This window comes from Pelosinus fermentans DSM 17108, assembly GCF_000271485.2.
GTDB lineage: Bacteria > Bacillota > Negativicutes > DSM-13327 > DSM-13327 > Pelosinus > Pelosinus fermentans.
The window spans coordinates 981,788-997,020 of record NZ_AKVN02000001.1 but is presented as its reverse complement, the minus strand read 5'-3'; the positions used below and the strand labels follow the sequence as shown (position 1 = coordinate 997,020).

Here is a 15,233-nt window from a genome sequence, read left to right as displayed (position 1 = left end):
CTTTCTGACTCTAATCTATAAGTCCCATATGATGTAAAAAAAGCTGAAACACGAAGGCACGAAGATTTTACGAAGAAATAATATTAATGAAAACTTTTCGTGTCCCTTCGTGTACCGTGATAGCGGTTTCGCGTCTTCGCGTTTAATCATTTTTTACTCTTCTTGCTCTTTGGAGATTTCTCTTTTACTACCTTCCCTACCCTGCCTTTTAGTTCTACGATCATATCTCTGAGTTCGGCGGCGCGTTCGAATTCCAGTTGCTTGGAGGCGAGGCGCATTTCCTTTTCCAGATTGCCGATCAGATCTAACATTTCACTCTGGCTCATATTGCCTAAGCGGTCTGTTCGATACAGTTCAGGGCTTTCAGCCACTTTTGTCGTTTCAATCAGCTCTTTAACCCGTTTTTGAATGGTGGTGGGAGTAATGCCATATTCCTCGTTATACGCCATCTGGATATCTCGGCGGCGATCCGTTTCTTCCATGGCTCGTGCCATGGATTTGGTAATCACATCAGCATACATAATAACCCGGCCATTCACATTACGAGCTGCTCTGCCGATGGTCTGAATCAAAGAAGTATCAGACCGCAAAAATCCCTCTTTATCCGCATCCAAAATGGCAACTAATGTAACCTCCGGCAAATCCAACCCTTCTCGCAAAAGATTGATGCCGATGAGTACATCAAACACACCCGCTCTTAAGTCACGAATAATCTCGCCCCGTTCAATGGTCACAATATCGGAATGCAGATACCGTACGCGAATCCCCATTTCTTTTAGAAATTCTGTAAGATTTTCTGCCATTTTTTTCGTCAGAGTCGTAATCAGTACTCTCTCATTTGCAGCAGCCCGTAATTTGATTTCACCAAGCAAATCATCCATTTGCCCCTTAATAGGACGTACTTCCACTTCAGGATCGATGAGACCCGTAGGACGAATCACCTGCTGCGCGACTTGGCTGGCTTCCCCCAGCTCATAAGCACTTGGAGTAGCTGAAACATAGATAATCTGATTAATACGCTCTGTAAACTCTAAGAAGGTCAAGGGCCTATTATCAAAAGCTGATGGCAGACGAAAGCCATTTTCGATTAAGGATGCTTTACGAGCCCGATCTCCTGCATACATGGCACGAAGCTGGGGCAGCATTACATGAGATTCGTCAATCACGATTAAAAAATCTTCAGGAAAGTAATCAATTAAGGTATAAGGGGAATCCCCTGGATTTCGTCCCGTCAAATGTCTGGAATAATTTTCGATTCCCGAACAATATCCCATTTCCTGCATCATTTCCAGATCATACTTGGTACGCTGCTCCAATCGCTGGGCTTCTACCAATTTCCCATTTGCCTTGAATGACGCCAGCTGTACTTCCAGTTCTGCCTCAATATCCGCTACTGATCGCAGCATATTTTCTCGTGACGTTACATAGTGAGATGCAGGATATATAGCAATATGTTTGCGCTCTGCCAAGATTTCTCCTGTAAGCGTATCAATCTCTAAAATTCGTTCAATTTCATCACCAAATAATTCCACTCGTATGGCTCTTTCTCCATAGGCGGCAGGAAAGATTTCGACTACATCCCCTCGCACCCTGAATTTCCCGCGAACAAAATTAATATCATTGCGTTCATACTGAATCGCTACTAATTTTCGTAAGATTTCATCTCGGTCTTTGGCTTGTCCTTGGCGGAGAGATAGCACGAGACCATGATATTCATCAGGAGATCCTAAGCCATAAATACAAGATACGCTGGCTACAATAATCACATCACGGCGCTCAAATAAAGAACTGGTCGCGGAGTGACGCAATTTATCGATTTCATCATTGATAGAAGAATCTTTTTCAATATAGGTATCCGTATGAGCAATATACGCCTCTGGCTGATAATAATCATAATAACTTACAAAATATTCTACAGCATTATGAGGAAAGAATTCTTTGAACTCACTGGCAAGCTGAGCTGCCAAGGTCTTGTTATGAGCAATTACCAAGGTCGGCTTTTGCACTTCTTCAATCAATTTTGCAATGGTAAAGGTTTTACCTGTCCCCGTCGCTCCCAGTAGAACCTGGGCCTTTTGCCCTGCTACAATACCATCTTTCAGCTTATGAATTGCAGTCGGCTGATCCCCCATTGGTACGAAAGGAGCTTCCACCTTAAAAGGAATTCCGCCTTCATGATATACCGTATTCAATTTAGGAACCGTTGCCATAAACATCACCAGTCTTTACAAATATTCATTAGAACGTATGTACTGTAATTTTATCACAGTACATACGTTCGGTCAAACTTCTATGAAATCGATTGAATGTAAATTCATTATATAATAATTCTTTAATAATAAACATTACATTTTTTTGTTATTTTTTTCCCCATATCCCTTTTGCTTTTTCCCATAGCCAAAATTTATCTTCTGCTAATTGAACATAATATAATTCATTGCCCTCCGGCACTAAGATTACACCTAACATTTTATGATTTTGAGTAAATTTCACTTTTTTTTCGATCCTGCGGTCGTCACGCAGGATTTCCATTATAAATACAGGGGGAGCAAAATAAATAGCTTCTGCTAACTGCTCCTTAGTATCAATGGTCAGATTATGCAGCTTCAGGAGAATATCGCCTGATTTTATCCCTGCCTTTTGTGCAGGTGTATCCACTACCGTATCTAATACCATAAGACCTTTGGCAGGAGGCACATAACGGGGAAGTCCCTCTAACTCCTGGCGGCTGTCGATCTGAATCAGCATCTCATGACCTAAGAAAGACACCATCGCCGCCACTGCCTGCAGCCATTTATAATGAACCGACAACAGAGCGAGGGCAAGCAGTACAATACTATAAAGTCCCAAATGCAAAGCGGATTTACGGCGGCGCATTTGTGGTGAACTGGCTACTGCAATGTCTGTATATCCTAAAGCAGCCACTACTGATACCATGGCATACATCCAAATATGTCCCTCCGGCAGTACTCCTTGGACTGGCAGCAAGGGCCACCAATCCGGCATGTCTAAGACACCCTCAGGTACTTTCAACTCTGGAACTGCAACTGCTGACATTAATAAAAGAGGAAGAGGCCAAAAGTTTTGCAGATTAAAGGCCCCGACTAATTGTCCATTTTTACGCTTTAAAATAATCGGCATACTGCCATAAATTCCACTAATCGCGATTAAAATACTTTCTGTGATATGAAGAACTGCTACCAATACTAATACCTGGGATACGTCAACATTGGGCCAGCCAAATAATACTTTAGATAAAGCCACCACGCCTCCGGCATAAGCAAAACATAGAAATCGCATATTGACCATCATCAGCAGTATCGCTACCGGCCAAATATACGCAAGGCCCAATTGATCTACATTGAGGCCTACCAGCGTCAGCAGGAATGTTCCCATAATGCCGCCGATACTCCCCAGAGAAATGGCTAAGGCAATCTGCTGAGTCAAAGAAAAGCCGCATACACCAAACATACGCTGCTGACTTTTCTGCAGTTTCCAGTATTGAAAGCCAACTAAGGCAATGATCATCCAAAATATTGGCTCAAAGAAAGCAGCTACCACACCGCCAACAGAAAGCCGTATTAATTCCTGCCACGGGAACATAACTTCACCTCTAATCAAATTCTGATAACAAGAACATTACGAGGCCTAAAAAATAAAACATTTTGAAACGCGAAGACGCGAAGACTAAATATATACCTCTTCGCGTTCTTCGTGTATCTTCGCGACTTCGCGGTTCATTACTTTTTTGGCCCTTAGAAAAAAGCGGCTAAGCAAAAGCCAGCCGCGATCCTTTATTTTCCCATCTTTTCTTTTACAAAGTCAATGGCTTTGTCTAATTGTACATCTGACTTTGCATCCTTATCCATTTCCACTTTTATATCCGGTTCAATACCAATGCCATTTATGGAGCGATCATTTGGTGTCAAGTATTTGGCAATGGTCAATTTAATGGCGCCGCTGTCTAAGCGAAGCACGGTTTGCACTGACCCTTTACCATATGTCTTTGTACCAATTAACGTTCCAGATGCTGTATCCTGAATTGCTCCAGACACAATCTCTGAGGCACTGGCGCTGCCACCGTTAACCAACACAGCTACAGGATATTTAACCGCCTCTAAATTAGAAGAATGAGTCTCTCGATGCCCATCCCGGGTAACAACAGAAACAACGGGTCCTTTGGGCACAAATTTACTGGCAACCTTAACACTTTCCTCTAATAAGCCGCCTGGATTATCCCGAAGATCAAGAATAATGCTTTTCATACCTTCTGCTTCCAGTTCTTTATACTTCTGAGCAAAATCATTGCCTGTGTTGTCATTAAACATGGATATTCGGATATAACCAATCTTATCGGGAAGCATTTTACCTGCTACGGTTTTAATTTGGATGTTAGACCGGGTCAAAGCAATCTCTTTTACAGGTTCACTTTCATGACGAACGGCTAAACTGACAGTAGTCCCCTCAGGCCCGCGAATTTTACTGACGGCTTCATCTAAGGCCATATCTTTCGTATCTTTACCGTCAATTTGAAGGATTTGATCTCCGCTTTTGATTCCAGCTTTATCACTGGGCGTGCCTTCAATCGGCGAAACAACCGTCAAGGTCTTATCTTTTACTCCCAAAACCATACCCACGCCGCCAAAAGAACCTTCTGTTTCTACCATAAAGTCCTTATACATCTTGGCATCCATATAAATGGAATGGGGATCTCCTAAAGAGCTGACCATTCCCTTGACAGCCCCAGCTACCAAGGTCTCTGTATCCACTTGCTCTACATAGCGGGCTTTCACAACCTGCAAGGCCCTGAAAAACTTTAAGGTACTTACAACATCGGAAGAATTTCCCTTTAACAGATATAAAAATCCGCCAGCTGTTACCGTAAAGGTAAAGACAACTAATAAAATGGCTGATACGATAATCTTACGACGACTCATCTATACACCCCAATTCCAAATTAGAAATTTGAATACCCTTTCAAATTTCGCTACTTTCTTCTCTATGAAAACACACATAATTAAATATATGTAGAAATTCCATGAAATATTCCATAAGGGCACCCACCGCGGGTACCCTTATGGTGATGCTATTTACATTTAGGGCAAATAACCCATCGGGTTGGTAGGTGAACCATTTTCACGGACTTCAAAATGCAAATGAGGTCCGGTAGAATACCCTGTTGAACCTACGCGAGAAATCACTTCTCCTTTACGCACTCTTTGCCCTTCTACTACGAGCAGTTCCGAATTATGCCCATATAACGTAGAGATACCATTTCCATGTTCAATGATCACGGCCTTACCGTAACCACCCATCCAATCTGCATAAATCACCACTCCACTATCAGCAGCCCGTACGGAATCCCCATAATCAGCTCCAATATCAATACCACTGTGATAAAGGGATGTGCCAAAAATCGGGTGCGTACGCCAGCCATAGGGTGAAGTAATTTCCGTAACATCTGTAGGCCACATCAGAGCCCCTGTTCCGCCGCTAGGTCCTTGTTTTCCACCTTGACTGCGCCTTATCATCTGCTCAATTTTACGGGAAGTTTCTAAAAGTTCCTGATAGGACTGTTCTGCTGTATCCCGTTCATTAACAGCCGCTGCCAAAACAGCTTCTCTTTCTTTCTTACTGGACTCAATGATTTTTTTCTTTTCAATGGCTGCTTTTTCTAATTGTAAAATAGCAGCCTTATCACTTTCTAATTCAGCTCTCTTTTGCAGCACCAATTGTCGTTCTGCTTTCACTTTTACAATCAATTCAATATCTTTATCCATGATCCGTTTCAAAAGATCCATACGAGTGGTAAAATCGCTAAAATCATTGGCGCCAAATAAAACATCCAAATAACTTAACTGACCATTTTGGTAAATATCGCGAATCCGTTTATTCAATATTAAACTGCGCTCAGATAGATTTTTTTCGGCTTTCTCTAAAACAACCGTATTTACAGCAATCAATTCTTCCGTTGCATTTCGCTTTGCCTGAATCGCATTATAATCTCCCTGGGCGTTATCCAGCTGGATCTGCACTTTATGTAATTGATCAGCAACACTATTGACCTTCTGTTTGGCCTCAGCAGCTTTCTCCTGCTGAATCTGCATCTGCTGCTGAACCTGCTGCTGCTGTTCTGCCAACTCATTGGCTAATGCAGGGCCAATCGCCACGCACATTACCACAGCTGCTAAGCCCATGGCTAAATACTTTTTAAACATCCAATCCCTCCTGCTACCCTCTATACTCTCATATAGCGACGTAGTGATATCGTACTGCCTAAAGCACCAATTACTGTTCCTGTCACTAATAACACTACACTAATATTCGTAATAAACGGGTATTGGGGAATTAGCGGTAGAAAGGCTAAGGATTCATATACCTGATGGATCAGAACCCCATAGGTTTCGTTTAAAAACAAGACTGCAACTAATGCTCCACCAAACCCTAACATCATGCCTTCCAATAAGAAAGGCCAGCGAATAAACCAATTGGTAGCCCCTACATATTTCATAATGCCAATCTCCTTACGCCGGGCAAATACCGTAATTCGAATGGTGTTCGAAATAATAAACAGAGCGGCCAGGGCCAAAAATACAATGATAATCAAACCAAAAATGCGTACCATTTTTGTTAAAGCAAATAACTGCTCGACTACTTCCTGACCAAATTTAGCGTTTTCTACTCCTTTAAACTGCATCATAGCCTGAGCGGCGGCTTTTACACGTTCTGTCTTGTCCACCTTTACTTCAAAAGCATTCGGTAAAGGGTTTGCTTCGCCTAATGCATTCAGCAGTCCCTGCTGCTCACCTAGACGCTCTTTAAAGCGACTCATCGCCTCTTCTTTCCCTACAAAATTCACTTGCACAACGCCTGGAATCTTGGTAATGCGGGTTCCCACCTCACGCATTTCAAGATCCGTTAAGCCATCCTGCAAATATACAGAAATTTGCACCTGTGATTCTAATGCAGAAGCCATATTATTTAAGTTAAGTACCATGACCAGAAACATCCCCAAAATGAGCAGGGATAAAGCTACTGTAGTCACGGATGCAAAGCTCATTAATCCGTTGCGTTTCAAAGAAGAAAGAGCTTCTTTAATAAAATATTCCATGGTTCTAATCTTCATAGCCGTATACCCCTTTCACCTGATCCCGAGCAATACGGCTTTTTTCAATGGCAATAACTCGTTTTTTCATAGCATCCACTACGCTTTTATCATGCGTAGCCATGACAATGGTTGTCCCATCCCGATTAATGCGCTCAAAGATTCTCATAATGTCCCAAGAGGTCTCCGGATCAAGATTACCTGTAGGTTCATCAGCAATGACCACCACGGGATTATTGACAATCGCCCTAGCAATGGCAATACGCTGCTGCTCACCACCAGACAACTCACCTGGAAAATTCTTAGCTTTATGACGTAAACCCACCAAGTCCAATACATGAGATACCCGCTTTTGAATATCACGGCGGGATGACTCGATTACCTGCATGGCAAAAGCCACATTCTCATATACGGTTTTATTTGGCAGCAATCTATAATCCTGAAACACAATACCTAAATTACGCCTCAGATATGGTATCTCTGAAGGCTCTAACTCACCAACATTACGACCATTGACAATTAATTTACCTTTTGTCGGAAGTTCCTCCCGAAAAATCAACTTTATAAAGGTGGACTTACCTGCACCACTAGGACCTACCACAAATACAAAATCACCTTTTGGAATGTCAAGCGTAATATCAGAGAGGGCGACACAACCATTGTCATAAATTTTAGAAACACCATCTAAATGAATCAAACTTTCGTCACTCTCCCTCACTACCAGAAAAATTTCAATTCTAGTATTAAATCTTTGACGTTAATAGCTAAATCCCTTTTTTTTGCTATTAATTTTCATCATCCAACTTTTACAAAGTAGTAAATTGTAGAAATTAGGCTGCTCAAATAAGAATATGCTCCACTATCTGTCATTATCAAGAAAAGCCCGATAATCGAACCGCAGAGACGCAGAGAACACAGAGAAAAGATAGATAGGGTTAAAAATCCCCCTCAGCGTCCTCTGCGTCTCTGCGGTTTAAATCGTTCTATTTGCTCTTTTGGTCATTTGCAAACGGTAGTGAAGCAATGACATTTCAATGATATTTTCCTATTATCTCTCTACTGGCCGTGAAAGATTGCCCCAATATATAACGTCGTGACCCCTAGAACGATAATCAGGCCAAAATACCACCAGCCCACTGCTAAACGCTGTTTCATGGTAAGCTGATAATAAGAATAATTCTCTTTAATATCGACATTCTTCCAGGTTCTGTATAAGGAAAACAAAAAGAATATAAATAAGAAAAAACTATATGTCTGCAAGAATAGTATGCCAATAATCAGGCTTCCCAGCCACCAAAGACGGTGGGTTACAGCAACAGCAATGCGTCCTCCATCCAGAGGATCGCAAGGAATCAGATTAAATAAATTTAAAAGACAAGCTGTATACGAAAGCACCAGCATTAGTAAACTGTCCGTCCATAAGTAAAATACCAGACAGAGCAATGCACTTAAGGTCCCCATGGCAGGTCCGCCGATGGCTACATTGGCTTCCATCTTGGCATTTAACGGCAATTTCTTAATACGTATAACAGCACCAAGAAAAGGTATAAAAATAGGACGTGAAACAGGCAAACCAACAACCTTAGATGCCACCAAATGCCCCCATTCATGCAAAAGCAGTAGGATTACAAACCCAACAGCAAATTTTAGTCCAAAAGCCATCGCATATACCAGAATGGAAATGATCATCGATACCGCCATCGCTACTGTAGACCCCATCTTCAGCATGGCAATAAAGCCCATCATACAAAGGGCTAATTTACTCAGCACCCGCCTGCCTAAACTGACAACCCGCCATGCCTTCATCCTTTCCCCTCCATACACAATAAAAAAGGTGACACACCCTAGAAAATAAAACGCCCCTCTACATGTGTATGCATGCGAGGGGCGTTTTATTGGTATTGGTATTTATTTCTTACGGCTAATTACTTTCTTAGCAGCTGCAGCGATATCTTCTGCAGTTAAGTGGTATTTCTTTAACAGAGCGCTGGGTATACCGGACTCACCAAAGGTATCACATACACCGATGCGTTCCATAGGAACAGGACTGTTTTCTACCAGTACTTCCGCAACAGCACTGCCTAAGCCGCCAATGATACTGTGTTCCTCGCAAGTGACAATGGCGCCTGTGTCAGCAGCGGCCTTTATGATCGCTTCCTTGTCAATTGGCTTAATGGTATGGATATTCAGCACTCTGGCGCTGATACCTGCATCTTGTAATTGCTTAGCAGCTTCATTTGCGGCACCAACCATAATGCCAGTCGCAATAATAGTAACATCTTTACCATCTGCAAGTTGTACAGCCTTGCCATGCTCGAATGTATAATCAGCAGCAAATAAATCGGGAACTGCCATACGTCCTAGACGAATATAAACAGGGCCATCATATTCTGCTGCAAAAGTAATCGCTTTCCGGGTTTCTTCAGCATCTGCCGGCACAATCACTGTCATATTCGGAATGCTGCGCATGAGAGAAATATCCTCAATGGCTTGATGGGAAGCTCCATCTTCACCAACTGTTAAACCAGCATGAGTAGCAGCAATCTTAACATTCAGTTTTGGATAACAAATCGAATTCCGGATTTGTTCAAAAGCCCGGCCAGCAGCAAACATGGCAAAAGTAGATACAAAAGGTATCTTTCCGCCGGCAGCCAAACCCGCTCCTACGCCCATTAGATTTTGTTCTGCAATTCCTACGTTAAAAAAACGCTGAGGAAATGCTTTTGCAAATACAGCTGTCTTGGTAGATTTGGATAAATCCGCATCTAGCACAACAATATTTTCATATTTTCCCCCAAGCTCTTTTAATATTTCTCCATATGCTTCACGAGTTGCTAAACCCATTCTCTACACCTCTTTAGCGGCTGATTCAAAACGTCGGTTTGAACCTGCCTATTTTTTATTGTGCTTCTAATTCATTTAATTGGGACAGGAACAAATCACATTGTTGACGGGTAGGAGCCTTGCCATGCCAATCAGCAATGTTTTCCATTTCACATACGCCTTTGCCTTTTATCGTTTGGGCAACAATCATCGTTGGTTTGCCTTTTATTGTTTTAGCAGTTTGAATCGCATCATAAATCGCCTGTATGTCATGTCCATCAATTTGAATCACATGCCAGTTGAAAGCAGCCCATTTCTCTGGAATCGGCAATGGTGATAATACTTCGGAAATAGGACCATCAATTTGCAGTCCATTAAAATCTACAAAAGCAGTCAAATTATCTAATTTGTAATGGGCAGCAAACATAGCAGCTTCCCATACCATACCTTCCTCCAGCTCGCCATCACCCAGGACAGTGTAAACGCGGCTTGCACTATTATCAAGACGAGCAGCCAGTGCCAATCCTGCAGCAGCGCTCAAACCCTGTCCTAATGAACCGGTAGACATATCGATACCTGGCAGGTTCTTCATGCTGGGATGTCCTTGCAAGCGACTGTCAATCCTACGCAGCGTGAGCAATTCTTCCTTTGGGAAAAAGCCTTTTTCTGCCAATGTCGCATACAAAACAGGAGCTGCATGACCTTTGGATAATACAAAACGATCTCTGGACGCTGCCTGAGGATCGTTAGGGTTTACATTCATCTCAGCAAAATATAATGTTGTGAGAATATCGGCCGCTGATAAGGAACCACCTGGATGACCCGATTGAGCCTCCGTAACCATTTGCACAATACTATAGCGAATGGACTGTGCATATTTTTCCAATTGGGATACTTGTTCTTGCGTCAGTTTTTCAGCCATATCTATGACCTCCTTAAAATCAAGCTTTATATTTTTACTTCTGTAAAACCTTCACCTAATACCTCGTGAGCAGTGGTCACAATCACAAAAGCCTTCGAATCAATATGATAAATGACTTCCTTTAACTGTGTCACTTCACTGGTACTTACCACACACAATAGCATCTCTCGAGGATCTCCCGTATAGCCGCCCTTTGCTTGGAGCACAGTGACGCCTCGATCCATTTCCTTAATAATGGCATCTGCTACCTGTTTTGGCTGACTGCTCATAACAAAAAAGGCCTTAGACGTACTAGGACCTTCTTGTACCAAATCAACAATCTGTCCTGTTACAAAGATCGAAATCAACGCATATAATGAAAGTTCAGCGCTTTTAAAGGCTAAACCGGCAAAGACGATTACAAAAAAATCAGCAGCCATCATGGCTTGCCCTACACGAATCTTCAGTAATTTATTTAAAATAACAGCCGCTAAGGCTGTCCCTGCAGTATTGCCTTTATAGCGAAAGACAATTCCCATACCAATACCGCCTATGACACCGCCATATAAGGAATTGAGCAGCAAATCACCTGTCAGCACAGGTGTGTAAGGAGCCATCAGATCAATGGCGATAGAAAGCATTGCAGCACCAAACAGGGTATTAATACCATAACGCGCCCCCATGACCTTAAGACCAATGATAAATAAAGGAATATTAAATGCCAGCATAATAATCCCTACCGGCCAATTCAATAAATGATGTAGCACCGTCGCCAGACCGCTGACACCACCTGCTGCCACCTTATTCGGTATTAAAAACATATTGAGGCTAACCGCTGTAATGGCAGCTCCTACTGCAATTCCCAGGTAATCACGCCATATTATTTTTTTCATGATTTGCCTTCCCCCACTTTCTTTGAGAAATGAGTTCCAACGCTAATTCTGCATTTTGAAATGCTTTATCCCTAAGATATGTACTCTGCTCAACTTTGGATTGTTTTGCCCCTTTGCTTGTCGGCCATAGCTGGCGCACTTTTTCTACCAAACTTTGGGCATCTAGATTTTGTAAATCTCCAGCATGACATTCTCCTAAAGACTCTAAAAAACGATCAATTTTAGGATCATAGGAAATCCCTACCATTGGCACATGCATTACTGCGGCAAAGATTAAGGCATGGAGCCGGATGCCAATCAGCATATCAAAGTTTCCCACTAAGGACAATAATTCACTGGTGGTATACTCTTCCGTGAGTACAATCGCCTTGGATTTCGTACGAATAGCCATTCTTTTTGATACGGCACAATCCTCCGGCCATTGCATAGGCAAGAATACAATTCTTGCCTCAAATTCTTCTGCCAATTGATTGGCGGCTTCCACTAGAACCTCTTTATAGTGCTTCCAATCCTTCCATTCCCGCACCGATATACCAATGAGAGGTACATTGCCTTCCACTCCGGCATTGCGCAAAATCCTGCGGCCAATTTGCTTATCCACCTGATGCATTGCCAGTACAGGGTCCGCAGTAACATGGATTGGCGGCTTTACTACTTCCAGACGCTTTAACTCTGCAAGAGAACCTTCGTCTCTGACAGTAATTAAATCCACCATATTACCAATATAGCGCATCGCACTTCTAGCCAATGTGCCGCGCACTGGACCAATTCCCTGGGCATAGAGCATAACAGGAGTGCCCAGTTTTTTCGCGAACATCATAATGCTTAAGTAATAATATAAGCTGCGTTCACTGGTGACGTCCTGGAGCAAACTGCCTCCGCCGCTGATTAACAGCTGGCTTCGTGACAAAACTTTGATAATCTCAGGAAAGTTTAAACGATATACAGCCGCTACTCCGTGACGTCTGCAGGTATCCTCTGGGTTACCGGAGATCACTGTAATTTTAATATCGGATGCAAGTTCAGTCAATACTTCGATCATGGCTGCCAGCATGGCTTCATCACCGGCATTGCCAAAACCATAGTATCCTGAAATAACAATCTCACTCATTCTTAACAGATCTCCTTCCTAGGACAACAGACAAGTAACAAAGCACTTGAACAGCAAGTACTGCTACTATACCTACACCAATACCTGCTACCATGCCATCTATGCCCCGAACAAAAGACATGAGCACTGGAGTGCGCAAATGGGCAAAGGTTTCAACCAGGGAACCCTGGGCAATAGTTGCAGCTACGATCATTGCATAGTGTACCACACGAGGCCATTGACGATACAGTGCCATAACTGCTAAGAAAAAAGCAGGATGCCCAATCATAAATTCTTTGCCTCGCGGTCTGGCATACATAACCCTTTCTAGAAAGGCCCGCATTTTTAGTTCTATATCCGGTACAGGCACACCTGCTGTATGACCAGATCTGCCAATGAATATCCAAGCACCAATTGCTGCCAGGGCAAATACAAATAAGGTTTTAATATACAAAGGATAATTCAGCAATTTTATAACCTGCTGCCAAATGTCTTTTTCATCCTCTTGTTCATTTTCAAATAAATTATACCGAGCTAAATAAATGATCGTAATAAGGAGCAGCGGAGCCACAAAGGTTACCTTTACACCACGGAAAATTTCCATTTCCAGAAAAAAACGTACATCCCCCAGTACAGCTGCCACATACATACCGCCAACCATGGACAGCATGACGGTGATGATTAACCCGCCGATCCCATCTTTTATAATGCCGGCGAGACTTCCCCGCCCTTCTATCGACAGCTTTTTCCAGCGGTCAAGCTGCCACGTCATAGCTAAAACAGGGAAAATAACAGCACTGCATAATGCCACTGCCTGGCGCACTGCATTGCCGCTGCCTTTTAGCAAAGGAAATGCAAAAACCAGAGAGAGCAGCAGCAATAGTGCATATTGATAGCGGGCAGGAAAAGGACGCACTAAGGTCAAAAATAATACTCCCGCAGCCACTGCTCCAATGGTAATTGCCACTAATAAGAAGACTTGTGGGAAATAGGGATGGAAAAGTCCTGCCTTACCGATGGTAAAACCACTGGCAATTAAACCATCTCTCACATTGGCGACATACTCCAAATTGGTTTCTAAAAGGGTTTTGCCCGGTTCGGCTTTATCATATTTTCGAAGCAAATTAATGCGTATATTGCGTTCTTGATCCGTTACAATCCAGCGTTGAACTGCTTCGGCTGATTTTAATTTAGGCTGTTCATCTTTAGGAATCACATACACACGAGCTGCCTTGTAATCATTGGCTATCGCCATGGGAACAAGCCCCTCTTGTTTAAAAAACTGTAATTGCAGAGGATGTTCAATCAAGCCTAATGTCAATTGTTTGCTTTTGACTTTCTCCAAAGTCAACGGCAATAGATCAGGATACCCCAAGGCTTCATCACCAACAAATATCAGTGCAGAAACATTTTCAATACCTGATAAGCGGGCAAATACCCCTTCTACATTCTCTTTTTCCACTTTTGTATAATTGCTAGGCCGTGCTACTACATAAAATCCTTGACCAGACACATAACGCATTTCATCCGTTGGCAAACCAAGATTCCATTTTAGTACTTTTTCATAATTTGCTTTCACAGCTAAAATCTGGCGCTGACTGTCAAGGACTGCCACCCTCTCGGGGCTCAACCTTTCGATCAGATCCTCTTTCACCTCAGCGAAAACTTGCGGATCACGTCCAACAACATAGACATCTTCTGCTTGAATACGGCCTATTTCTACTAAGTTACGCCAAACTGCATCACCTAGCATACCTGTATAATACTGCTGCAGCAATTGGGCACCCGACAAAACTGCTACCTTACCGCTTTTATTTAGTTTCTCCAGCGTGGTCTCATACACTGCCAGAGAAGTAATTCCAGCCTCTTTCATGCGCCGCATCACATGTTCGGCAGGAACCCCCTCAAGCTGAGCCAGTTCTACAACATCTTCATACTCCATGACCATCTCAATGGTTGTGCTGCTTTCTTCTATTTTATGGCGCTGCCAGACAATGGTTAACGCTGCCGCTAGACCGATGACGATGCACAGTAATAATATCTTATTATATTTAAAATCTCTCAAAACAATCTATCCCACCTTATCTATCAAGTACGGTCATATAAACAATATTGTAACCCCTAGTCGCAATACTTTATGCAACTTCATCATATTCTGGCAGAACACTCCAATATCCTGCTTTTTAAGGATAATTTTTATAAAAACTGTGCGTCATAGACAAAACACAACACGCCCATTAAAACATATAAAACGAATTGAACCACAAAAACGCAAAGGACACAAAGGGTCTAAGGACCTATTTATATTTTTTTGTGAACTCCTTTGTGTGCCGCGTCAGCGGCATTGTGCCTTTGTGGTTCAATTTCATTTTTTACTATTACAAAAAAAATTGCCCTGATAAGGGCTCGTGCAGCATCAAC

Annotated in this window: 12 protein-coding genes; all 12 read right to left on the bottom strand. The window is 42.5% G+C overall.

Going from position 1 to position 15,233, the window contains the following annotated elements; translation table 11 throughout:
- Positions 1 to 146: 146 nt before the first annotated feature.
- Positions 147 to 2,210 carry an excinuclease ABC subunit UvrB gene (gene uvrB, locus FR7_RS04590; RefSeq protein WP_007930299.1) on the bottom strand — a complete coding sequence of 688 codons (2,064 nt, stop codon included), beginning with the start codon at positions 2,208 to 2,210 and terminating at the stop codon, positions 147 to 149.
- A gap of 148 nt (positions 2,211 to 2,358) precedes the next feature.
- Positions 2,359 to 3,603, bottom strand: a complete 1,245-nt coding sequence (locus tag FR7_RS04585) for a PDZ domain-containing protein (protein WP_007930296.1) — start codon at positions 3,601 to 3,603, stop codon at positions 2,359 to 2,361.
- A gap of 191 nt (positions 3,604 to 3,794) precedes the next feature.
- Positions 3,795 to 4,937 carry a S41 family peptidase gene (locus tag FR7_RS04580; protein WP_007930294.1) on the bottom strand — a complete coding sequence of 381 codons (1,143 nt, stop codon included), beginning with the start codon at positions 4,935 to 4,937 and terminating at the stop codon, positions 3,795 to 3,797.
- A 159-nt stretch (positions 4,938 to 5,096) separates the two neighbouring features.
- On the bottom strand, positions 5,097 to 6,218 hold the full coding sequence (locus FR7_RS04575; RefSeq protein ID WP_007952343.1) for a murein hydrolase activator EnvC family protein: 1,122 nt from the start codon (positions 6,216 to 6,218) through the stop codon (positions 5,097 to 5,099).
- A 20-nt stretch (positions 6,219 to 6,238) separates the two neighbouring features.
- On the bottom strand, positions 6,239 to 7,126 hold the full coding sequence (gene ftsX, locus FR7_RS04570; RefSeq protein ID WP_007930290.1) for a permease-like cell division protein FtsX: 888 nt from the start codon (positions 7,124 to 7,126) through the stop codon (positions 6,239 to 6,241).
- Positions 7,116 to 7,802, bottom strand: a complete 687-nt coding sequence (ftsE, locus tag FR7_RS04565; protein WP_007930287.1) for a cell division ATP-binding protein FtsE — start codon at positions 7,800 to 7,802, stop codon at positions 7,116 to 7,118. Before ftsE ends, ftsX begins: the two co-directional genes overlap by 11 nt.
- Before the next feature lie 359 nt (positions 7,803 to 8,161).
- The gene (locus tag FR7_RS04560) at positions 8,162 to 8,911 is read right to left on the bottom strand and encodes a site-2 protease family protein (protein WP_007930284.1); all 750 of its coding nucleotides are present in this window, start codon (positions 8,909 to 8,911) and stop codon (positions 8,162 to 8,164) included.
- Between the two features lie 102 nt (positions 8,912 to 9,013).
- Positions 9,014 to 9,949 carry a transketolase family protein gene (locus tag FR7_RS04555; protein ID WP_007930283.1) on the bottom strand — a complete coding sequence of 312 codons (936 nt, stop codon included), beginning with the start codon at positions 9,947 to 9,949 and terminating at the stop codon, positions 9,014 to 9,016.
- Positions 9,950 to 10,004: 55 nt separating this feature from the next.
- On the bottom strand, positions 10,005 to 10,850 hold the full coding sequence (locus FR7_RS04550) for a transketolase (RefSeq protein ID WP_007952340.1): 846 nt from the start codon (positions 10,848 to 10,850) through the stop codon (positions 10,005 to 10,007).
- A 26-nt stretch (positions 10,851 to 10,876) separates the two neighbouring features.
- The gene (locus tag FR7_RS04545; protein WP_007930276.1) at positions 10,877 to 11,722 is read right to left on the bottom strand and encodes a YitT family protein; all 846 of its coding nucleotides are present in this window, start codon (positions 11,720 to 11,722) and stop codon (positions 10,877 to 10,879) included.
- Positions 11,700 to 12,833: a polysaccharide pyruvyl transferase CsaB gene (gene csaB, locus FR7_RS04540; protein ID WP_007952338.1), complete on the bottom strand. Its 1,134-nt coding sequence runs from the start codon at positions 12,831 to 12,833 to the stop codon at positions 11,700 to 11,702. Before csaB ends, FR7_RS04545 begins: the two co-directional genes overlap by 23 nt.
- Positions 12,826 to 14,877, bottom strand: coding sequence for a DUF5693 family protein (locus FR7_RS04535; RefSeq protein WP_007952336.1), 2,052 nt, complete (start codon positions 14,875 to 14,877; stop codon positions 12,826 to 12,828). The genes csaB and FR7_RS04535 overlap by 8 nt, the downstream gene beginning before the upstream one ends.
- Positions 14,878 to 15,233: the final 356 nt, after the last annotated feature.